We start from the raw sequence: 23,507 nt of genomic DNA, 5'->3' as shown, positions 1-23,507 counted from the left end.
ATCACAATCTTAAGCACATCAGAATAAGGCATATCAGTCTCAGCGACTAAAATATGCCTATCAGAAAGTTTATGATATTGTTTCAGAATCTTCTTGTATTCTCCATCAATCATGATTTTTCTGCTCCTCAATGTACCTAATTATCGTAGCTTCGCTTATATGCCCTACTGTTGATACAAAATATTCTTTTGACCACAAAACGCCGCATCTTGCATAGAATTGTTTAAGCTGCGGAAATGTCCTGAATAGTTCTATTGCACTGATACTTTTAAGAGTTCTGACAACATCGCACGGTGCAACAGTCTGTGGGACATCTATAAAAATATGTATATGGTCAGGCATAACTTCAAGTGCCTTAATACGATAATTATAATCATTGCAGATTTTTTGAAGTATCAGCTTGAGTGTATCTTCAACATCACCTTTTAATACTGAAAATCTAAATTTAGGGCACCAGATGTGTGGTTACTTTGTATTGGATTGCTTTGTAGGTTTTATCCATAATTTTTGTGTGCCTCATGTTTTTATCACATAGATTATATATTTTTCTATGTATATGTCAAAAAGAAAAAGGCTTCATCCCACAGGCGAGCCTGTGGGTTTTCGCCTACGTTAAGACAAAATTTACTTTATAACAGAACTAAAATCACAAATTCCCAAAAGATTTACCTCACATAAATTGCTCTCTCCAAATACTGCTTCCATTCCTTTCACCACGTCAAATTTCGATTGCTTACATCATCAGTTTATCCAGTTCAAAAAGAAGCTTAGCTTTCATCTCTTTTAGTTCTTCACTGTTGGGTATATTAGTGTCAGCATACATTTTTTCACTTGGATACCACCAGACAGGTCCCTTTCCATTGTTTCCATAGTTATCTATGTCACCAGTCTTTCTTGGAAACAGATGCCAATGAATATGAGCGCCACCTTTACCATTACCCAGACACTCATAATTCATCTTTTCAGCCCCAAAAGCATTTTTGACAGCTTCAGCAACAAGTGTCATTTCATATAAGTACTTCGCTCTTGTTTTCTCATCCAGATCAAATAATTCAACAACATGATCTTTATATAAAAATAGTGTATATCCTTTAAAATGCTGAAAATTCCCAATTACCACATAGCCAGTTTCCAGTTCTTTTACAAGAAATGGATTGTCCCCAGCTTTTGTTTCCTTTATTCTTTCGCATACTCCACACATAAGCTTCCTCCGAAATAATCTACAGTTCTTTTTCAATATAGCATCTTACCCAGGAAAGTACTGCCTAAGATTCATAGTTCTATTTCTTTCTAAATATCAGGTGATTAAAAAAAGCAACCTTTCTATACTCATCAATTGCGCCAGCCTTTATCTCCAGTTCAAGCATATCTCTATACCATTCTTCACTGAATTTAATTTCATTGTTTGATGACAGTCCAAAGAATGTCCTTATACCATAAACTTCTTTTAGCTCTGCATCATCAGCAAAATAATCTTCAAGAAACTTTTTCAACTCTTACTCCTGTAGTCAGTTCTTTATCAACACCGAACATTACTATTTGCTCACATTCACCGCTTATAGAATCAATATCTTTTTTCAGCCCGGCAAAAGAATTAGTGAGAAGCAAGTACTCAGTGGACAGTTGTTCTACGAGTATACTGGAAGTATTATTCTTTCCTTTAAATCCCACAAACAAAACATTATTCATAAAGACAATCCTACTCCAGTCTGTTAGTGTAATTCCTCAATAAAACTAATTTGCCTTTGCGTAGCCAACTCATCTCTGGACATTTTTCGTAATTCGCTTGCAGTAACCCATTTATAAGCAGAGGTTTCTCCATCCTGTAAAACTATGCTGTTTTTATCGATATCTGTAACGCACAGGTAATCTACATAATATGTCTTATGTCCATGGTGCAGCACGCGTCCAATTTCAGTTAATTCATTGGAAGAAATACCGGTTTCTTCAAAGAGTTCTCTTTTCGCACAGGTCATTGGATTCTCACCCTTAAGTGCAGAGCCTCCGGCAGTTGCTTCCCACATTCCACCAAGATGCTTTCTTTCATCCCTCTGCATTATCAGATAGGTACCATCTTTGTGTCTAACAATTATCTCACTGCAAAGATGGAACATCCCATCAGGTACATCTTCTCCCCTAATCAGTTCTACACCTTCTAATCTATTAAGCCTTTCGTCATATGCATCCCAAATTTCCATGTTTGCGTTCTCCTTGTAATAATGCCGCTGATATATCAGATGCTTTTTTGTATATCTCTCTGCAAATATCAGTCCGCCAAAACCCAAAGTCAAGCAGTGCTTCTTTGTTTTCTGTTTTTGTAACCAGATACTCTTTATATCCGTAACTGCTTTGAGCAAGTTGAAAAAGATATATATAAGGCATTGCCTCCAAATCTCTTTCAGTAAGTGGCGAGTATTTCACGTACTCTTTTACATATAAAGAAAAATCCTCAACATCAAAATATGATCCGTTTCTGCTTACTCCACCTGATTGGATATATGACCTCATAATCTCCCATACTGCAGGAATACAGCCTGCCGAAGAGAAATCGATAACCGCCTTGATTTTTCCTCCATCGCAGATTAACTGACAAGCCGTGTAATCCCCATGAGTTGAAGTATATGTTATACCTTTAAAATACTCTTTCCAGGCATCTATTGAATCCATCAGTTTCATTTTAAAAACAAGATCATCATGAATCCTTACATAATTCGGGTCTGACTTATTCTCATCCAATGCAGATAATAATCCATTAAACTTTTGTGAAACGGCTTCTGAAGAAAAACCCACAGCCCAATCGTAGTCCATGCTTATTTCCATAGGATAATCTTTAAGAAGTGAGTGCATAACACCAAGATACTTTGCACTCTCCATTAAAAGAGAATGTGGAAGATCATTAAGATATGATTTTCCCTCTATGAATTGCTGAAGACTGATAACATGTCCTTCATACAAAACACCATTTTGACCATTGGCGGTTTTTATAAAATCAGCAACAGGAAAATCGTTAGAAATCAGGAACTTAACAATATCTGCTTCCTTATCCACTTTGTCTTTAGTGAACTCACTTTGATACTCTTTGAAAAAGAAAACACCTTCTTTGCAGTGAACTTTATAGCAATTAGCTGAGCCAAGCTCCAGACTTATACAATCCAAGAGTTCCAATCCATATTCACTGTTAAGAAGCCCCCTAATCTTATCAATATCTAAAACACTTTTTTCAAGTGACATTATTTACACCCCCAGTTATCAGTGCTCGAAACAGGTATGAGCCTTATAATTATAACATAACATCAACTGTAATCCTATATGGATTAAGCATTTACAATCTGTTATTTAAACCTAGATTTTAGCAAAAAAATAAGAGGTACTCATTTCTGAATACCTCCTGTTATTCATTTCGAGTTCCTTGAATCTTCTCATTAGAGCGTCTGCCATAAGGCATTTTTCCCATATAGATAGGATTATCAAGTACTCCCTTTATGAAAGAGCTTGCAAATGCATCAAGCGTATTATTCTGACGCTTTTTCTTCTTGTATCCATGCGTATTTAAGTAATCCGCCACACCGTTGACACCCATATTGGTATGAATATACTTGTCAAAAATAATACGAATGATTTCAGCCTCATCTTCTGCAATTATGAGTTCCCCATTAACAAGCGTATATCCGTAGGGAGCAAAGCCACCATTCCAACGACCTTCTCTTGCTTTCTGTCTACGGCCTTCCATTGTTTGGACGAGAATATTTTCTCGCTCAATTTCAGCGACAGCCGATAGAACTGAAATCATAAGCTTTCCTGCTTCCTTAGAACTATCTATTCCATCTTCTACGCAGATCAGATTAACACCATAATCCTGCATTAGCTGTAATGAACTGAGAACATCAGCTGCATTTCTTCCAAATCTTTACAACTTAAAAACGAGAACGTAGCTTATTCCATCCGCACCACTTGCGATTTCTTCGAGCATCCTTGAGAACTCCGGTCTACCATTTATATTCTTGCCGGAGTGGCCTGCATCAGAAAACTCTTCTACAACTTCCATATCCTGATATTCAGCATATTTGCTTAGCTTATCTCGTTGGGCGTCCAAGCTATAACCGTCAACCTGAATTGCTGTAGAAACACGGGTGTAGATATAGCATTTTGTTTGTTTCTTCATTTAGAACATCCTCCTATGGAAGTTGCAATAATCCATTTTGCAATAATTTCTTTATCATCGGTTTATACTTATCTATTCCAAAATCTTCTACAATACTTGTGATACGACCACCTGCATCTTTTGACGATGCACCGCACAGAAATACACGTTCATCTTTTGTTCCGTAATCAAGAACAATAAATCTGTCATGAAAAATTCCACCGGTACGTTGCATTGTAATTTTTAATGTTGGGTATTCTTTGCAGAAATCTTTGTATTCAATATTGTGGAGTTTTGAAGTACCTACATTATCACTAAACACCTTGATCTCCACTCCCGAAATAACATTTTTCAAGTGTACCAACGTTCTAATTCCAATATAATTATCAACAAGATATACTGATTTCTTGGCTTTACTGTATATTGAAGAATATGCCACATTCGCACTACAATACTTGGTATTATACATGAGCCAGCCATTATCCTCGTCACTAACAAAACTATTCATCATGTCTGCAAGATCAGATTTTGTCACAACATCGCTAAGTCCATCCATGACATCTGACATTTGTTTTTCCACAGAAACAAGATCCATTCGGAGCTTTTTTATCTCGACCACATTGCTTGCAGTTTGCATTGATAGCTGCATCATTTCACGCTGACCAATAAGACTCTGATTATCAATAATATAGTCCTTCATCTTTTTGAAAGTACGAACTAAATCTATACTCTGTTTTTCTGCCAGTGTTCCTTTTAAAACTGTCATTAACATATACAATCCTTGCTCTGTAAAAACGTATGGATTACTACGCGACATTGAATTAATATTTGCGGTCGCATTTTGCGACCACAAAATTTTCACTTCTTCATCAGTCACTTGAAACATAAAGTCTTCAGGAAATATGGACGAAAGGAAGAAGTCTACCAATGCGAAGACTGCAGTGGCTGTCCCTATGCATCAAAGTGCAAGAATACAGATGGTAACAGAACTGTAAGAATAAATGAAGAACTGACTGCCATGCATCAGGAGGTCATAGATAATCTTGAGAGCATTCAGGGAGCACTTCTTAGAACGAACCGATTCATTCAGGCGGAAGGTACTTTCGGAATCATCAAAAAGGATCGCTGGTATAAAAGAATAGTCCGAAAAGGAATAGAATCTGTAAAACTTGAGGTTCTTTTAGTTTCTATAGGTTACAACTTATATAAATATCACAATAAAAAGATGCGTCTCCAAGAAGCGGCCTAAACATAAAAAGCTTGTAGTTCTTGGGGAAAGGGGCATTATACACTTTTTTCCATAAAAGGAATAGTCCCGCATAAAAAATAGCGATAAAAGGGAGCTGAAAAAAATGATTTTTCATTTTTTCACAGCCCCCTTTTGATTTAACATCAAGTTATTGTATCTCATTATTATCAAAAAGTCGATAAAAAAATTAGAAAAATCGAAACACAGCTTAAGAAAGGCTTTTTGTGCTCTTTATTGCCGCTTTTTTATATTTTTATAAGTATTTCCATACGAATCCACCAGCGTGTCTTTGAATGCCATTTATTGTATCTCGTATACTTTTTGAATTAATACCAGTTTCTCGTTCTGCTTCTGTAACCGAAGGATACTCTGCAACAAGATTTCCATCAAAAGTATATGCTCCTACAGGCCTTGGTACGCCATTACTAAAAGCAATAACTAAAGGTTCAATACAGTTAATACTACTATCCTTAAGTTCTTTTTTCCATTGATATCCACCTGCGCTTTTTTTCTTTCCACTAATAGCCCTTTTTATATTTAGCATGCCAATATCAGTTGCATTTTCAGCTTCTTCATATGAAAAATACTGTCGTATATATTTTCCTTCTTTATCATATTGACGGATAACATAGCCTTCTATCGGATTTTTCTTTTCCTTAGGCTTCGGTACTGGTCTTTTTCTCGGCTTAGCTTTATGGCTTAATTCAATTATTCGAACTTCATCCTCATCTTTTTTCAACTTATTCTCTTTTAATAATTCACGATAATCATTTCCACTATCCTCCGACGCCATTTCTATGCCAAAAAGATTTGAAATTAAAGAATCATCTATAATTCTATCCTCATTCTCGTGGTTATTTATATCAACTAAAAGGTCATTCGTTATATCAAAAAGCTGCTTGTCTAAATACTTTTCTACATCAATACCTCTTAATTGGAATAGTAAAATTGGTTCTTGATCCAGAATACTTCCAATGGCATACAACACAGCAATAATATGTTTGCATAATGATGCCACATCTGGGCAACTACATGAAAAATCTATCTCTCTTGAAGAAGGAAACAATCCCTCATCAACAGTAAATAGAGTTCTATAATTGTCTGGCACTACCCCTTCACGTAATAGCTTTATGTCATTGAGTTTCTTTAATACTTTATCAACAAGTTCTTCTGATGCAGGCTTAATATGAATATCTACAGAATATGGCATGGGCAGCGTTCCAGAAACCAGAGCCCTAATATGTCCTCCATCAATTTCAATCTCCTGGACAGCTCCCTTTCTAATGTATGTTCTCCCTCTTTCAAGCCTATTTGTATAATCAGCATAACGCGAAATGTTCTGGCACCACTGCTGTCCCCACCATTCATTTGTTATTGTTTTAGAAGTAAGTTTAACCAAATATTTACTCATAATCTTCTCCACTATATTCAACCACATGCATTAATTCTTCTGGCGACAACTTAAGTAAAACATTGCTATCAATATCATTAACATACATATCTGCCAGCGACTGCTTTACCTTAAGCATCTTATCAATTACTTCCTCTATCGTATTAGCAGAAATAAACTTATATACCGTCACATTTTGTTTTTGTCCAATTCTATATGTTCTATCTGTTGCTTGATTCTCTACAGCAGGATTCCACCATCTATCAAAATGTATTACATTATTAGCCTCTGTTAAATTCAGGCCAACCCCCGCCGTTTTAAGTGAAAGAACCATATACGGAAAATTGCCAGCTTGAAATGCATCTACTATTTCTGCCCTTTTTTGCATACTTGTATCACCATCAATCACTGCTCCTTTTCTTTTAAATACTTTTTCAAGCAAACAATCCAAAGCAGGTATTATTTCCTTAAACTGTGTAAAAACCAAAACTTTCTCACGTTTTTCGTAGATTGCTTCACTTATATCACGTAACATAATAAACTTTCCGCTAAGCTCAGGATCATACTCGGATGTACCATAATACTGGCATGGATGGTTACATATTTGTTTCAATTTCATTATCGAAGACAATACTATAATCTGTCCTTCTTGCTTATTCTTAAGCGTTTTTATGGCCAGATTCATATCATTAACTGCTTTTTTATATAATACTATCTGGTCTTTTGTAAGATTTACCGATATATCAATCTCATTTTTCTCTGGAAGGTCAGATATGATGCTTTTATCGGTCTTTACTCTTCTTAAGACAAATGGCTGAATAAGCTTTCTTATACGTAGATGAGAATCTTCCTGCTCATATATACCTTTGAACTCCAGTCTATTTCCTAAAAGACCTGGGTTTAAAAAATCAAAAATCGACCATAGCTCTAAAACATTGTTCTCAATAGGCGTTCCCGTCATGGCGATTCTCATATGCGCCTGTAGACTTTTGATACTTTTCGTTTGTGTAGTATAGTAATTTTTTATTGCCTGAGCCTCATCAAGAACCACAACATCCCATGTATTCTGTGCAAGATAATCTGATTTACTTGCAATCTGATATGTTGTAATTGTAATGAATCCTTTGTACTTGCCCTTCTCAGGAGCGTTATTTCCTCTTAGTATAAAGACATCAGTGCTTGGAGCAAATTTTGCAAACTCAGCAGTCCAGTTAGCAACCAGAGTTGCTGGAACAACAATAAGCACATGTGCTTCTTCATAGTTTTCTTTATATTTTGAAAGAAAAGAAATAACTTCTACGGTTTTCCCAAGCCCCATATCATCAGCCAAACATACACCAAATCCCAAGTTACACATTCCCCAAAGCCAGAAAAAGGCATCTTTCTGGTATGGCCTCAGCACATTTATAAATCTATCTGGTATAGTGTTTTCATCTATCTCCCGAACTGCTGATGATATATATCTTTCAATCCAATCCTCTCGTGAGAACTCAATATTTACCGGAAATACCTTCCTATTAGTTCCAATGCCAGCTTTAGACCTTAACACCTCCAATAATGTAGTTCCATCGGATGATAAATTTTCAAATTGATCAAGCAAAACGCTTAAGTCAGTATGATTAATCTCTACCCATTTTCCCTTAATGATTTCAAGTCCTTCTTGCTTTAACAATAACGTCTTAGCTTCATCTACTGTAATTTCAACACCGTGATAGATTAGCTTTGGTACGAAATAATTTATAGCTGCTTGATTTATCATCTTAATGGAATAGAATAGTTTCTCATCAATATCTATTTGAATTGTGTCCTCACTATGCGTATACCACCTAGGGATACGACATACGATCCCACATTGTTCAAAGATGCCTACTTCCTTGAGAAAAGCATATGCTTCTGCCTCACTCATTTTTATTGGAAAATAAATGTCTCCAGTCTCCATATAATGCTTCACAAAATCGCTTTTCCGTGAAGCGCTGAAAATGCTGTCTATAAGTATGTTCAATTCTTCACTATTGTTTTTAAACTCCACCAAAGCATTCTTCAAAGGAAAATGTACAATCTTCCCATTTTTCTCTGCGGTATATGTAGCGAGAAATGCAAATGGAAGGTCATTCCTTTCATTGTTTTCTACAAGATGAAAATATATACGGGACGGAATAGTAATGTTAACGCCTTTTCCGGCCAAGTACTCTTTCTGCGTTCCTTTATAATTGAGCATTTCTTTTTTATAAAAAGCAAAAAAAATCTCTGATATTCGTTTTATCCAGTCTGCCGTTACATACGTATACCCAGTTATAAACGGTACATATGGAAGTATTTCTTCTATTGCCTCATCATCAAGTGGCTCTATTTCTATTTCAGCAAAATTTATACATTCAGAATTCAAAATATGACTTAAGAGTTTCTTTGCTATGTATTGCAAAAAGTGAATAGATATAGAATCCTTAACTTCATCGATAAACGCTAATTCATAGAAGAACTCGCTCTTATCTTTATTAAAAAGATCAAAAAGCCATTTGCTCTGTCCATTAAAATAACTGTCATAATATGAATCTATCTCAATGCCATATTCAGTTATATAAATATTTAGTCCGTGCAATTCCATAATATTTCTGCCCTTTATAGCTATTTCTTGGCGTACAAAAACTTTGTCCGCAGATAGGTCTTTTTTTCTATCCCCCAATGTACATTGTCCGCTAAAAGCACATATTTTTTGCTTCGATTTTAGTCGATTTGTTTCCTTGTAAATTGCCCTCAAACCCGCATGGTTTCTCACAACTTTTTCACAAGGAAGTTCCGCTCTCGCCCATAAATGGGCTCGCCGGAACAACAGCGTTCTCTAAACTCAAACTTCCCTATCGGTCGTTCTCGTTAAGAGAACGACTGTTTCCACATGAACTGTATTCGGAAATTGATTTACAGCACATATTCTTTCAGCCTGATAACCATTCTCTATAAAAATTTCCAAATCTCTTGCAAGGCTTGTTGGCTTACACGATACATATACAAGATGTTCTACTCCATAGTTTATTATCTTTTGAAGAGCTTTTGGATGAATTCCATCTCTTGGCGGATCAAGGATAATGTAATCAGGCTTTTCAGTGATATCATCGAGTACCTTCAAAACATCACCTGCGATAAATTCACAGTTATTAAGTCCATTTCTCTTAGCGTTTTCTTTTGCTGCCTCAACTGCCTCTTCAACAATCTCAACACCTATTACTTTATCAGCAACTTCTGACATAAGCTGTGAAATAGTACCTGTTCCGCAATATAAGTCGTAGAGTACTCTTGCCTTTTCTAAATTAGATTTTTTCATTCCAAGCTTTACATACTCTCTAACCTGATTATACAGAACTTCAGCACTTAGTGAGTTCGTTTGGAAGAAAGAAAATGGAGTAATAAGGAATTTAAGTCCAAGTAATTCTTCTGTAAATGAGTCCTGTCCAAATATTATCTCAGTTCCCTGATCTACAACCGCATCAGATAAGCTGTCATTTTTGGTATGAAGAAATCCTATTATATGACCATCTAATTGCAAAGAACAGAGTTCTTCTTTCAAAGTTGTAAGGTCGTGTTCTTCCTGCGTTGTAGTTACAAGATCAACTAGTATTTCACCTGTCTTTTTAGCTTTTCTAACAAGAAGATGACGAAGATATCCTTTTCTTTGCATAGTATGATAGAAACTAACTGTTGCGTTTGAAACTTCTTTTACTATTTCTGATGAAACTTCATTGGCATTTTCTTTAACATCGTCTTTAGGTTCGATAGTCGAATCTTTTGAAACATACATTATAGAAAAATAATCTAAGACGCACTTAAGTATTTTTCTATAATCTTCATCCATTATCTGGCAATGGTCAACTGTTACTATATCATGCATACTTCCACGTTTATGCATTCCCAAAGATAAAGGACCATTCTTCATAGAATCGCCAAAAGAAAACTCCATCTTATTCCTATATTCAAATCGAATTGGGCTCTTTTTTATTTCATCCCACTTAGCAGTAATTGTCTGTTTAGAAAGAACATCCATAAGAAGCTCTTTAACCTGGTTTTGCTTTAATTCCTGTTCTTTTTCATAAGTCATTGAAAGATAATGACAACTTCCGCATATTCCAAAATGAGGACATGGGCTTTCTATAGCATCATCTGCTTCTTTGAGTACTTCAACAAGGCGCGCTTCTGCCTTATTTTTTCTAACTCTTTTTAAACTTCCTACTACCCTTTGTCCTGGTAATGTATTCTTTATAACACATGTAACTCCGGGAACACTTTCACCCTCAACTGTTATATTCTCAACTATTCCTTTATTAGGAAACTCTCTTTTAGTAACTACACCTTCAACTAGCTGTTTCTTTTTCATATAAAAACCTTACCTTAATCTTTATTTCTATATTTAATAAATGACATTAAAAGGGAAGCACTCCGAAAAATGCTTCCCCTTTAGTTAACATCTTGGATTTTTAGCACATGCTTCGTGATGATACGCTAATATCAGTCTTTCACAGATTTCTCAGATGCCTTCTCTTCTCTCGAAGAAAAATCATCCAGATCATCTTCGTAATCATAATCATCATCGAAATCGTCATCGAAATCATCGTCATATGCTGGTGTAAGATAACTATAGACAACGTATGCTATTCCAGCAACTGCCGCAATAGCTCCAATCACTGCAAGAATCCAAAGAATAGTCTTAGGTGCCTTATCTTTCTCTTCTTCTTTGTGATTTAATAAATCATTAATCTTGCTAAGCTCCAACACTTCATCCAGTTTTGTTTTCATCTCCATATGACTCCTTTCGCATCTTATGCTTGAAACGCTTTCGCGTATCAATTGCATTTTTTTAACGATCCCATGTGGAAAATAACTATCACTTAATATTTTATCACTGCTTTAATGATTTGAACACATCAAAGCAGGATATTTATCATTATAATTTTTTAAGTTTTGCAAATGCTGCAAACATGACTTTTGGCCCAACTTCATCGAAATTGACTGTAACTTTATAGTCTCTTGCGCCCTTCTCAATTTTGGCAACTGTTCCAACTCCATACTTCACATGCTCTACTCTGTCACCTTCTGCATAATCAATTTTATGATTTGCAGGTATGCCTTTTGAAAGACCAGATAGAGAAGAAATTCCATTAAGCTTATTAGTGGCGCCTGCTATATATGGCTTTTGAGGAACCTTAGCAGTTGCTTTTTTAGTTGTTCTAGACATAAAGCTACTACTTTTTATACCGCTTCCATAAATACTACTTCCAGGAGTATGTGTAATCTTTTCACTAGAACGCTCCTGTGCGTTACTTTTAAATCCAGCTCTAAGAGAATTTTGCGATAATCCGCTGTTATACGAGCTTCTTGATGAAAAGTGCTTATGTCCATAAAGTGAACCATCTTCATTTCTAGATGAAAAAGGTTTATTAGATACTACTGAATTTGAATCATAATCAAATTCAAAATCATCGTCATCATCATCTATTGTATCTCCGCCATCAAATAGAAATGAAGGTTTAATACTATCATTAGTACAGTCTAGAAGTTCGCAAGGAATTTCATCTACAAATCTGCTGACTCTTAGTGATTCAAACTGTCCACGAATCATTCTTCTATGAGCACAGGTTATAGTGAGATTTTTCTTAGCACGAGTTATTCCTACATAAGCAAGTCTTCTTTCTTCTTCCATTCCCATTGGATCAGCTTCTTCACTATTCATTGTCATGTAACTTGGAAATGTACCTTCTTCCATTCCTGCAAGGTATACATTTTCAAATTCCAGTCCTTTGGCACTATGAAGAGTCATAAGAAGTACTTTATTATCATCTTCTCCGACGTTATCTATTTCAGCTACAAGAGCTACTTCTTCAAGAAAACCTGACAAAGTCGGCTCTTCATCTTTTTCCTGATAATTGATTACTTTTCCAATGAGTTCGTCTACATTTTGACGCCTGTCATTATCTCCGCTTTCATCTTCGTCATCCTCATCAAGAGTTTTCAAATAATCAAGATACGATACTGTATCTATAACATCTCGAACAAGTTCTTCTAGAGTCATACTCTTTTGCTTAGTTCTAAAAGCGCGAATCATTAAATCAAAATCATGTAACTTTTCTGCTGCCTTTCCTCCCACTATTTCTCCGCTATAATGCAAAGCATCAAAGAAACTCATTGCATTGCTATCCGCATAATCCTGAACCTTATTAAGTGTTGCTGTCCCAATTCCTCGCTTAGGAACATTGATAATTCTACGAACTGCAAGATCATCTTTACCATTATCAATAGTTTTTAAATATGCAAGAACATCTTTAATTTCACGTCTTGAATAAAAGTTTGTTCCACCTACCAAATTGTAAGGAATACCATACATTACAAATCTTTCTTCTATAAGTCTAGACTGTGCATTTGTTCTATACAAAACTGCTGTTTCTTTATAATCAAGCTTTCCTTCACGCTTTTTGCCTGCAATATCATCCGCTATGAAATTTGCTTCTTCAGGAGCCTGATCAAATTCACAAAAGCGGATTTTCTCACCTTGTCCCTCGTCAGTCCAAAGTGCCTTCTCCTTACGATTTCTGTTATTATGAATAACTGAGTTTGCAGCATCAAGAATACTTTGTGTTGAACGGTAATTCTGCTCTAATTTTATAACTTTTGCATCTGGATAAGTTTTTTCAAAATCAAGAATATTTCTAATATTTGCGCCTCTAAATCTATAAATTGACTGGTCATCATCACCTACAACGCATAGATTTTTGTATTTATCTGCAAGTAGTCTTATGAGTTCAAACTGTGCATTATTGGTATCCTGATACTCATCAACCATTATGTAGCGAAATCTATCCTGATAGTTTTCTAATACATCTGGGTTTTGACGAAACAACATAACAGTCTGCATAATTAAATCATCAAAATCCATAGCATTATTCTTCTTAAGAACAGCAGCATACTCTTCATACGCTTTTGCTATTTTCATCTTTTTAAAGTCATTTCCCGCGGATAATGCATATTCATTTGGAGTAATCAAATTATCTTTACAAGTTGATATCTTCTTTTGAATCTGTCTAAGTTTTAAATCTCTTGTTTCCAAGTCAAATCTTTTTATAATATCTTTCATTACAGATTTGGTATCATCTGTATCATAGATAGTGAAATTGTTACCATATCCAAGTCTATCGGCAAATCGTCTTAAAATCCTTACGCAGGTACTGTGGAAAGTAGTTACCCATACTTTCTCGTAACCTTGTCCCAAAATCCCACTAACTCTTTCACGCATTTCTCTAGCTGCCTTGTTTGTGAAAGTTATTGCCATAATATTCCAAGGATTAACTCCGTATTCATCTATAAGATACGCAACTCTATGCGTCAAGACTCTGGTTTTACCAGATCCAGCACCAGCAATAATAAGTAAAGGGCCTTCCGTTGTGGTAACCCCTTCTTTTTGTTCAGGATTTAATGTATCGTATATACTCATAATTTTTCTTTCTCTATCTTAGCAGCTTTTTTAGCAGCTTTTGCTGCCTCTTTCGCTGCTTTTTTTTCATTTTTTGCTGCTCGTTTTTCTTCTTTCTTTTCCTCTTTAGTCTTATTCTTGCCACTCTTTTCGTTAATACCATCGATAACTTTCTCGATAATAAGCTTTTTTACATAAACATCATAAGCAAGAAGGGCCAAAAATGAAAAAAGTTCTAATTTATCTTTAGAATCATCATCTACATCGCTAAATGCTTTCTTGGCAATTTTAGCTTTTTTCAACACGTCTTCCTTTACAGGAATTGCCTCTTGCTCTTCCATATCATATATTCGCTTGTATATATCGGAAAGATTAAGATTTTCAGTATCACTTATATGAAATCTTTCTTTTACTGGTTCAAGCAGAGTCTGTACATCATCAATTGATAATACTCCCTTGAAATAATAGATAAAAATAAGCAAAATCAAATGATCTTTAGAATATTTTTTTCTAACTGGTGGAGGAAGTAAATCATTTTTGGCATAATTATTTATCATTGTTTTGGTCAGAATCTTATCTTCACCTGGATATCTGGTTGTTTTATAAAGCTTCTCATCCATAAATGTGGTCAGCTGATCCATATATAAAGCCATATTTGGAAGTTCCTCAACCTTCACATTTTCTATTCTATCAAGGCTTGATATTATGCTGTTTAATAAATCATCATTATCGATTGTCATACTTCCTCCATTACAAGCAGTGCTTCCCAACACTATTATTTTTGTCTTTATAACTTGCTACAATGTTTTAACTTCAGATGCTTTTTTCTTCATTTCTCTTGCATTCTCACGCACAGCATCCGTTATTTCACCAGCTCCAAGCAGTCTTCCAAGTTCTTCGACACTGTCCTGACTATTAAGCTCTTTTATATTGGTAATCGTGCGGCTTTCAGACACACCTTTTTTAATAAGATAATGGTGGTCTGCCATTGCAGCAATCTGTGGCAAATGAGTAATGCATAATATCTGATGATGCCCAGACAGATTTCCAAGCTTTTCTGAAACCTTCCATGCCGTAACACCACTTATTCCAGTATCTATTTCATCAAATATAAGAGATTCAATTTCATCTTTATCAGCTAACACCGTTTTTAATGCAAGCATTATTCTAGAAAGTTCACCACCACTTGCAACTTCTTCAAGAGGTCTTATTGATTCTCCAGGATTTGTTGAAATCATAAACTCAACTTCATCAAAACCTTCTGCTGTGATTCTATCTTCAAAACTTCTTACCTGAATTTCAAATTTAACATCTAAAAAGTTCAAATCCAGAAGAGCTTTTTTCATTTCTTTCGCAAGTTTAGAAGCATTCTTCTTTCTGACTTCTGAAATATTCTCACATAACTTAAGCGCTTTTTCCCTTGCTTTGGAAAGCTCTTTGGTCAGTCTATTTCTTTCTTCTTCAAGATTACACAAAATCTCAAGCTGCTTTTCTTTCTCGCTTGCATATTCTAAAATATCAGTAATGCTGTTTCCATACTTATCTTTTAAATGATTTATAAGATTAAGTCTTTCTTCAACTTCCTGAAAATCTTCTTCATCAAATTCCAAATCTGAGATGTAGTCTGACAAAGATCTTCCAAACTCAGTTAGAAGCGTATCTATTTCAAGAAGCTGTTTGGTCAAATCATCAATTGCCTCATCATAGGACGAAACACTGCTAAGTCTAGAGACCGCATCGCTAATGCTATCAGATGCATTTTCTTTGTCTTCAGCAAAAATACTTTCATTAGCCATAGAGGCAGCTTCTGCTATCTTCCTACCATTGACCATTTTACGATATTTCGCCTCCAACTCTTCGTCTTCGCCTTCAGAAAGTTCAGCCTGACTTATCTCTGATAGCTCGTAGGAAGCAAGATCCTGCTCTCTTTTTCTAGTAGCTTCATCAAGATTTGTCTCATCTAGCTTTTTTCGAATCTCTTCGTGATATTTCCAAACATTGGCAAGCTCTTTTTTATATTCATTAAGTTCTTTTTCACTATAGCTATCAAGTATTTCGAGATGCTTTTTCTTGTGCAAAAGAGCCTGATGATCATTCTGACCATGAATATTTATAAGCAACTCTCCGAGTTCTCTAAGCTGCTTTAAATTAACACTTTCTCCGCCAACTTTGCATATGCTTCGTCCCTGCATTATTTTTCTACTAAGAACTACAGTTCCCTCATCATCGATTGGCAGATCCATTGATTTTATTTTCTGAACGATTTCTTTATTATCTACAAAAAAAGTTAATTCAACAAGAGCATACTCTGCACCAGTACGTATCATTTCCTTATCAGCTTTACCACCTAGTGCCAGATTTACTGATCCGATAATAATTGATTTACCCGCACCAGTTTCACCGGTGAGAATATTTAATCCTTCATGAAATTCTATTTCCTGTTCTTTGATTAATGCCAGATCCTTAACATGTAGTGTATATAACATCGCCTCTCCCCATCTTTTCTGAATTACGGGTCCCGCCGCTTTTCATATTCCAGGCACAAACTGTGAACTAGAAAGTGCTGTAAATCATTCAACCATTTCTCTGATTTTATTCATTACTTCCAAGGCATCATCTTCTGTTCTAATGGCTGCAAAAATAGTATCATCTCCAGCAATACATCCCAACATCTGAGATAAATGCAGCGCATCAAGTGCAGCTGCAACAGCCATAGCCATTCCGGAAACAGTCTTAAGGACTAGAATATTCTGCGCTCTGTCCATTGATACATAACCACTTTTGAGAACCTGAATATACTTATCCTGAAGGTGATTGTCTTCCTGCCCCATCACACAATACTTCTGTTTTCCATTAGAAGTCTGAACTTTTGTAAGCTTCAATTCTCTAATATCTCTTGATACAGTAGCCTGTGTAACTTCATATCCGGCTTCACATAATAGTGCAGCAAGCATTTCTTGTGTCTCAACTTCGTATTTAGCTATTAACTCGATGATTTTCTCATGTCTGTTTTTTTTCATCGTTAATTATCCTTTGTATATTTTATCCTAGTTTTTTATGCAATATTTCTAAAAAACTAACCTCATTAATTTTTAGAATTCTTGTAGTCGTATCAGATTTAGATACTACAAGTCTATCACCTGTCTGTAACTTAGTTCCATATCTTCCATCGAAGCTTGCTTCTGCCTCCTGCAAAACTCCATTTCTTCCTTCGACAAGTTCAAGTTCAACCTTATCATTAGATGAAAGAACTATGCTTCGAGAATTTAATGTATGCGGACAAATAGGTGTAAGAAGTATTGTGTCAGATTTTGGTTCAACAATAGGGCCTCCCGCAGACATATTGTAACCAGTTGATCCTGTCGGTGTAGATACTATTATCCCGTCAGCTTGATATGTTGTAAGCAATCTATCGTTAACATAAACACTTAAAGTAATAACAGACAGCGCAGCTGCTCTAGCTATAACAATGTCATTTAAAGCCTCTGTACACTCTTCTTTACCTTTTATAAAGCCTTTGAGCATCATACGTTTTTCTATTGTGTACTTACCCTCAATAACTCTTGTAAGAGCTTCTTCCATATGCTCTAAATCAACTTCAGTCAGATAGCCGACTGTTCCCATATTAATACCTAGAAGCGGAATTTCAAGCTTTCTGCAGTTTCTTGCAGCCTGAAGCATTGTTCCATCTCCGCCAATAGCGATACATAAATCAGTATCTTTTGGTATATCAGTTTTATAAAATCTGGCATCAGGTCTGTCAAGTGTTTTACAAGTATCATCAAAATGGGCAATCTCACACTCTTTACCATTTTGCTCAAGAAAATGTTTTACTTTTGAACTTACTTCAAAATTCTTGTCTTTACTCTGATTAGTAAATAAAAAAAACTTTTTCATACTTTATCTCACTCATTTGCCCGTATCAAGCATTGCATGTGCTGCATCTACAGCTTTCACGATAATGTCATTAATCCCCTCTTCGAAGGACTTGCCACTTCTAGTAGCTACAAGATTAAAAAGCTCTCTATTACTTGAAACTTCGTCCATTTCAATTGCTTTTTCAGAAAGTTCTTTGTCTTTTTTAATATGCAAAAGATATTCTATATTTCCTTCCGGGCCTCTTATAGGCGAAAAATCTAAATGCAAAATTTCAAAGCCTATAAGTGCCGCATAATCGATAACTTTATGAATTACTTCTTCGTGAACAGATTTATCTCTTACAACACCTTTTTTTCCTACTTTTTCACGTCCTGCTTCGAACTGAGGTTTTATCAACACTACCATCTGTGCATTATCTCGAATAAGATTTCTTGCAGGCAATAGAATCTTTGTTAAAGAAATAAAAGACACATCACAAGAAGCAAAATCAAGCTTTTCCGGAATTTGTTCATTGGTCAAATATCTAAAATTTGTCTTTTCCATACAAACAACTCTTGGATCATTTCTTAGTTTCCAATCAAGCTGTCCATGTCCTACATCAACAGAATAAACTTTGCTTGCTCCATTTTGCAACATGCAATCTGTAAATCCTCCTGTTGATGCTCCTATATCCATACAGATAAAACCATCAAAGTTAAGATTAAAACTCTTTACTGCCTTATCTAGTTTTAATCCACCTCTACTAACAAAAGGAAGCTGTGTTCCACGTACTTCCAAACTTTTAATCTTATCTACATCAAAAGTTGTTCCGGCCTTATCTTCTCTTTGTCCATTAACAAAAACATCTCCGGCCATAATTACTGCTTTTGCCTTCTCTCTTGATGTTGCAAGTCCTCTTTCTATCAAGAGAACATCTAAACGTTCCTTAGCCATTAATCAATCTCTTTTCTTTCAACATGAGCCAGAATCTTGTCAGCTATATGCTGTGGATCTAATTCTAACATCTTCATAAGTACATTTGGATTTCCATGTGTAATAAACTTATCAGGAATAGCTATATGCATAACCTCGCCCTTATACCTGTTCTGATCAAGACAAGTTCTTACCTTTTCTCCAAATCCACCGGAAAGAACATTTTCCTCCATTGTAACAATAAGCTTATGCTTCTTAGTCGCACTTACTAGATATTCTTCATCTATTGGTTTTACAAACCTTGCATTAGTAAGAGAGCAAGAATGCCCACTACTCTTTAATATATCTCTAACCTTAACCGCAGAAGCAACCATACTTCCGACAGCTAAAAGCAAAATCTCTTCTTCTTCAAAAATCGGTTCAGCTTTACCAATTTCAATAGGTTCTCTCCAGTCAACAAGACCTGCATATGCCTCACCTCTTGGATAACGAATCGCAATAGGCCCATCAAAATTCACTGCAAACTTCAACATATCTGAAAGTTCCCACTTATTTTTAGGTGCCATAATATGCATATTTGGCATACTTGAAAGATATGATAAATCAAATATCCCCTGATGTGTCTCTCCATCATTTCCTACCAGTCCTGCTCTATCAATAGCAAAAACAACCGGGAGATTCTGTAAGCAGACATCCTCAATAATCTGGTCATAAGCTCTTTGAAGGAATGTAGAATATACAGCAAAAATAGGTCTCATACCACCAACAGCAAGACCAGCTGCAAATGTAACTGCATGTTCTTCCGAAATACCTACATCAAAAAATCTATCCGGATAAATATTTTTAAATCTCTTTAATCCAGTTCCGTCTGACATAGCCGCGGTAATAGCACATACTCGTTTATCTCTTTCGCCAAGTTTGCACATACAGGTTGAAAAAATATCCTGATAGGCAGCTACTTTTCTATGATGAAGCGGAATTCCATTTTCAATCTGGTATGGTTCTGCACCATGGAATCTTGATGGATGCTTCTCAGCAGGAGAATATCCCTTACCTTTCTTTGTCAAAACATGAATCATAACTGCCTTTTTCAGCTTCTTTGCTTCACGGATTTCCTGTTCAAGAAGTTTCTCATTATGCCCATCAATTGGCCCAAGATACGTGATTCCTAAATTTTCAAATAACATTCCTGGTACAAAGAAAGATTTCAAATTATTTTTCACATGTCTGATTTTTTCAATAACTCTTCTTTGTCCATCAAGCTTGTTATAAACATCAGCCTTTAAATTCAAATAGCCCTCTGTCGTTCTAACCTTGGCAAGATACTTGGACATACCGCCGATACTTTCAGAAATAGACATGTTATTATCATTAAGAATAATAATAAAATTAGTCTCAAGCTTTGCAGCATTATTCAATGCTTCAAATGCCATTCCACCAGTTAGTGCCCCGTCACCGATTACAGAAACAACTGTATGATCTTCATTTCTTAAATCTCTGGCTTTTACCATTCCGAGTCCTACGGAAATAGAATTAGAGCTATGACCGGTATCAAAACTATCAGTGTCACTTTCGCTTCTCTTAGGAAATCCACTAAGACCGCCAAACTGACGCAAGGTATCAAACTGATCTTTTCTTCCTGTCAATATTTTGTGAGTATAACACTGATGTCCTACATCCCACACGATCTTATCCTCTGGAAGATTAAGTGCACGATGAAGTGCAATAGTCAGTTCAACTGTACCTAAATTTGATGCAAGATGACCACCTGTAACACTCAATTTTTCGATTAAAAATTCTCGAATTTCTTTTGATAATTCCGGAATTTCATTCTCTGAAACCCTCTTAACATCCCCAGTCATTTTTATCTTATTTAATACTTCTGTCTTCATCACTCAATTTCTTTCCGACTCAAAGTCTTTTCAGGTAAAAGTATATAGAGTCTATTATTTTACTCGATTAATCATTGAAAGAATTAAATCCTTCAAAAATGGATCATCAACACTTTTCTTATTTGCAAGATCATTCAGCAAAGAAACTGCTTCATTTGAAAGATTACTAACATCTTGTCTGGACTTTTCAATTCCAAATAGATTTACATAAGTTGTTTTCTCATTCTTGGCATCTGATCCTACTGGTTTCCCAAGTGTTGCCTCATCACCTACAACATCTAAAATATCATCCTGAATCTGAAAAGCTATTCCAACGTTGCTTCCGACTTTTTCCATGGCCTGAACATCTTTGAAATCGGCTCCGGCAAGTAAAGCTCCAATCATAAGTGCTGCTTCTATAAGTGCACCTGTTTTATTTTCATGGATAAAGATAAGCTCTTCTCTTGTAAGATCTTTTCGTTTTTCGGCTTCAATGTCAGCACATTGTCCACCGACCATTCCATAAATTCCGGCTTTTTTTCCTAAAATCTGAAGTGCAGCAAGAATTCTGTTATTTACTTCTCCATCATAGTCTGTAAGCTTTGCATTAGAAAGACCTGCCTTAAAAGCTGTCTCGTAAGCAAAATTTAAAAGTCCATCACCGGCAATTGTAGCCATTCCTGCACCATAAACTGCATGGCATGTTTTCTTCCCTCTACGATATTCATCATTATCCAAAGCTGGAAGATCATCATGAATAAGCGAATAATTATGTATCATCTCTAAGGCAGCCATAAACGGACCAATTACTTTTTCGTCATCGCCACCGAACATAAGATAGGCTTCTTTCATAAGTACTGGTCTTATTCTCTTACCGCCTACAAGAATACTATAGTTCATAGCTTCTATAACTTTTTTCTGGTTGCCTTCCTCTTTTGGAAGATATAATTTAACGATACGCTCTGCATCGATTGTTTTCTCTTTTAGTTTTTCTTTAAATAATTCTGTATCCATTTTTCCACCTATATGTGCAAAATACTGGTTACTGTCATAAAACCTGCATCAGTAACAAATACCATTTGCATCAGTTCTCTCTTAAATGACTATCTATTATTCAAAATCTACAAGTTCACTATCACCTGCGATTTTCATGACTTTCTGCTCAACTTGTTCAATCTCATCATTGCAATACTTTAACAGTTTCATTCCCTGTTCATACCTTCGAAAAGATTCCTCAAGTGAGATATCTTCTTTTTGAAGAGAAGATATGGTTTCATCAACCATTTTTAAAGCATCTTCAATTGATATGTTTTCAAAAGAATTCTCTTTATTCATATATAATCTAATCTTCTCCTTCCAAATTTCACCTTCACAAAGCTATTTTGTAACATTTTATATGCCTACATCAGAAGCTTATAAAAATGCTTTTCAAGACTTGGATACATCATCTACCGTCGCACTTATTATACCGTCGGTAACATGTATTTTTATCTTATCATTTCTTACTACGTCTTCTATGCTTCGAACATTTACCTTATCCGCGTTCTCTACATAAGAATAACCGCTTTGAAGTTTGTTTAACGGTGACAAACCTTTCATGGTCTCTATCTGAAGATTTAGTCTGTTTTTATATCTTTGCAAAAACTGATTCCAGACAAGAGTCAGTTTTTGAGTATACTCGTCTTTTTTTATTTTTTGCTGACGTATCAGCATTACGGGCGAAAGTGCCCAAAGAGTACGAGCCTTCTGGATTGCATTATTTCTTACTTTTTCAAGTCTGCTTTCCTGAAGATTATGGAGAGTATATGCATAATCTCTCAAATCATTTTCAAAACGCTCCCATTCAAACACAGCCAGTTCAGCAGCTGCAGAAGGTGTAGGAGCTCTTAAATCAGCGACAAAATCAGCTATTGTAGTATCTGTTTCATGTCCTACAGCTGAAATAATAGGAATAGGGCAGTCAAAAATTGCCTGCGCAACATTTTCGTCATTAAAAGCCCATAAGTCTTCAATAGATCCACCTCCACGACCAACTATCATGACATCAACGTTCATTGAAGAAAGTGTCTCTATTCCCTTAATTATACTTGCAGGTGCTTCCTCACCCTGAACAATAGCAGGATATAATATTATTTGAACATGAGGATTTCTCCTTGTCGTAATATTAATAATATCATGCACAGCTGCTCCGGTAGAAGCTGTAACTATTCCAAGTGTATGAATAAACCTGGGAATCTTTTGTTTGTACTCAAGCGCAAACATCCCTTGTTCCTCTAGTCTATTCTTCAACTTTTCAAATTCTTCGTAAAGTTGTCCGTCACCGTCTTGGGAAATGCTCGTGGCGTAGAGCTGATAACTTCCGCCTTTTATATAGACATTCACAGAACCTGAAACTAAAACCTGCTGACCTTCCTGTAATTCAAAAGAAAGTCCTTTTCTATTTCCTCTAAACATCACACAGTTTATAGCTCCAGATGAGTCTTTAAGTGTGAAGTAAATATGTCCTGAGGAATGATATTTGCAGTTACTGACTTCTCCTTTAACAGTAATACTGTTAAGGAGAAAGTCCTGCTCAAACATATCTTTAATGTATAAATTTACTTGTGCAACTG

General features: G+C 35.6%; 21 protein-coding genes and 2 pseudogenes. 1 reads left to right on the top strand and 22 read right to left on the bottom strand.

Annotated features, from left to right (window positions below; all coding sequences use genetic code 11):
• Positions 1-105: 105 nt before the first annotated feature.
• The 8 genes and pseudogenes from tnpA to G634_RS18305 form a co-directional block, all read right to left on the bottom strand.
• Positions 106-459 (bottom strand): IS200/IS605 family transposase, encoded by a 354-nt coding sequence (gene tnpA, locus G634_RS20230; protein WP_051233736.1) that lies wholly within the window; start codon positions 457-459, stop codon positions 106-108.
• Between the two features lie 274 nt (positions 460-733).
• On the bottom strand, positions 734-1,201 hold the full coding sequence (locus G634_RS0106775) for an HIT family protein (protein ID WP_026504655.1): 468 nt from the start codon (positions 1,199-1,201) through the stop codon (positions 734-736).
• A gap of 79 nt (positions 1,202-1,280) precedes the next feature.
• Positions 1,281-1,493: a hypothetical protein gene (locus G634_RS0106770; protein ID WP_026504654.1), complete on the bottom strand. Its 213-nt coding sequence runs from the start codon at positions 1,491-1,493 to the stop codon at positions 1,281-1,283.
• Entirely contained in the window at positions 1,477-1,689 is a 213-nt protein-coding gene (locus G634_RS0106765; protein WP_026504653.1) for a hypothetical protein, read from the bottom strand. Before G634_RS0106765 ends, G634_RS0106770 begins: the two co-directional genes overlap by 17 nt.
• 23 nt (positions 1,690-1,712) lie before the next feature.
• Positions 1,713-2,198 (bottom strand): NUDIX hydrolase, encoded by a 486-nt coding sequence (locus G634_RS0106760; RefSeq protein WP_026504652.1) that lies wholly within the window; start codon positions 2,196-2,198, stop codon positions 1,713-1,715.
• On the bottom strand, positions 2,176-3,231 hold the full coding sequence (locus G634_RS0106755) for a phosphotransferase (RefSeq protein ID WP_026504651.1): 1,056 nt from the start codon (positions 3,229-3,231) through the stop codon (positions 2,176-2,178). Before G634_RS0106755 ends, G634_RS0106760 begins: the two co-directional genes overlap by 23 nt.
• 163 nt (positions 3,232-3,394) lie before the next feature.
• Positions 3,395-4,162 (bottom strand): annotated as a pseudogene (locus tag G634_RS21960) (recombinase family protein); the annotation flags it as partial.
• A gap of 13 nt (positions 4,163-4,175) precedes the next feature.
• The gene (locus G634_RS18305) at positions 4,176-5,027 is read right to left on the bottom strand and encodes an ORF6N domain-containing protein (RefSeq protein ID WP_051233735.1); all 852 of its coding nucleotides are present in this window, start codon (positions 5,025-5,027) and stop codon (positions 4,176-4,178) included.
• A gap of 12 nt (positions 5,028-5,039) precedes the next feature.
• Here G634_RS18305 and G634_RS18300 point away from each other — a divergent pair.
• Positions 5,040-5,390, top strand: a pseudogene (locus G634_RS18300) (transposase); the annotation flags it as partial.
• A gap of 253 nt (positions 5,391-5,643) precedes the next feature.
• Here G634_RS18300 and G634_RS20225 read toward each other — a convergent pair.
• The 14 genes from G634_RS20225 to xseA all read right to left on the bottom strand — a co-directional run bounded on the left by G634_RS20225 (position 5,644) and on the right by xseA (position 23,475).
• Positions 5,644-6,801 carry an NUMOD1 domain-containing DNA-binding protein gene (locus G634_RS20225; protein ID WP_051233733.1) on the bottom strand — a complete coding sequence of 386 codons (1,158 nt, stop codon included), beginning with the start codon at positions 6,799-6,801 and terminating at the stop codon, positions 5,644-5,646.
• A complete protein-coding gene (locus G634_RS0106725) occupies positions 6,794-9,385 on the bottom strand; it encodes a DEAD/DEAH box helicase (protein WP_035799210.1) in 2,592 nt (863 codons plus the stop codon). The genes G634_RS20225 and G634_RS0106725 overlap by 8 nt, the downstream gene beginning before the upstream one ends.
• Positions 9,386-9,625: 240 nt before the next feature.
• On the bottom strand, positions 9,626-11,146 hold the full coding sequence (rlmD, locus tag G634_RS0106720; protein ID WP_026504646.1) for a 23S rRNA (uracil(1939)-C(5))-methyltransferase RlmD: 1,521 nt from the start codon (positions 11,144-11,146) through the stop codon (positions 9,626-9,628).
• Between the two features lie 131 nt (positions 11,147-11,277).
• Positions 11,278-11,571 carry a hypothetical protein gene (locus G634_RS0106715; RefSeq protein WP_035799208.1) on the bottom strand — a complete coding sequence of 98 codons (294 nt, stop codon included), beginning with the start codon at positions 11,569-11,571 and terminating at the stop codon, positions 11,278-11,280.
• Between the two features lie 142 nt (positions 11,572-11,713).
• Positions 11,714-14,254, bottom strand: coding sequence for an ATP-dependent helicase (locus G634_RS0106710; protein ID WP_026504644.1), 2,541 nt, complete (start codon positions 14,252-14,254; stop codon positions 11,714-11,716).
• Entirely contained in the window at positions 14,251-14,973 is a 723-nt protein-coding gene (locus G634_RS18290; RefSeq protein ID WP_051233732.1) for a DUF1836 domain-containing protein, read from the bottom strand. The genes G634_RS0106710 and G634_RS18290 overlap by 4 nt, the downstream gene beginning before the upstream one ends.
• Before the next feature lie 57 nt (positions 14,974-15,030).
• Entirely contained in the window at positions 15,031-16,719 is a 1,689-nt protein-coding gene (gene recN, locus G634_RS0106700) for a DNA repair protein RecN (RefSeq protein ID WP_026504643.1), read from the bottom strand.
• 84 nt (positions 16,720-16,803) lie between these two features.
• Complete coding sequence (argR, locus tag G634_RS0106695) at positions 16,804-17,253, bottom strand: arginine repressor (protein ID WP_026504642.1); 450 nt, start codon at positions 17,251-17,253, stop codon at positions 16,804-16,806.
• Between the two features lie 22 nt (positions 17,254-17,275).
• Positions 17,276-18,130 (bottom strand): NAD(+)/NADH kinase, encoded by an 855-nt coding sequence (locus G634_RS0106690; RefSeq protein ID WP_026504641.1) that lies wholly within the window; start codon positions 18,128-18,130, stop codon positions 17,276-17,278.
• A 12-nt stretch (positions 18,131-18,142) separates the two neighbouring features.
• Positions 18,143-19,045, bottom strand: coding sequence for a TlyA family RNA methyltransferase (locus tag G634_RS0106685; RefSeq protein ID WP_026504640.1), 903 nt, complete (start codon positions 19,043-19,045; stop codon positions 18,143-18,145).
• Entirely contained in the window at positions 19,045-20,916 is a 1,872-nt protein-coding gene (gene dxs, locus G634_RS0106680) for a 1-deoxy-D-xylulose-5-phosphate synthase (protein WP_051233731.1), read from the bottom strand. Before dxs ends, G634_RS0106685 begins: the two co-directional genes overlap by 1 nt.
• A 54-nt stretch (positions 20,917-20,970) precedes the next feature.
• Positions 20,971-21,909, bottom strand: a complete 939-nt coding sequence (locus tag G634_RS0106675) for a polyprenyl synthetase family protein (protein WP_026504638.1) — start codon at positions 21,907-21,909, stop codon at positions 20,971-20,973.
• Positions 21,910-22,005: 96 nt separating this feature from the next.
• Positions 22,006-22,230 carry an exodeoxyribonuclease VII small subunit gene (gene xseB / locus G634_RS0106670; protein WP_026504637.1) on the bottom strand — a complete coding sequence of 75 codons (225 nt, stop codon included), beginning with the start codon at positions 22,228-22,230 and terminating at the stop codon, positions 22,006-22,008.
• A gap of 93 nt (positions 22,231-22,323) precedes the next feature.
• A complete protein-coding gene (gene xseA / locus G634_RS0106665) occupies positions 22,324-23,475 on the bottom strand; it encodes an exodeoxyribonuclease VII large subunit (protein WP_242826781.1) in 1,152 nt (383 codons plus the stop codon).
• Positions 23,476-23,507 lie beyond the last annotated feature (32 nt).

The organism is Butyrivibrio sp. NC3005, from assembly GCF_000424545.1.
Lineage (GTDB): Bacteria > Bacillota > Clostridia > Lachnospirales > Lachnospiraceae > Butyrivibrio.
The sequence above is the reverse complement of the archived record's forward strand: the minus strand, read 5'-3'. Positions and strand labels throughout refer to the sequence as shown.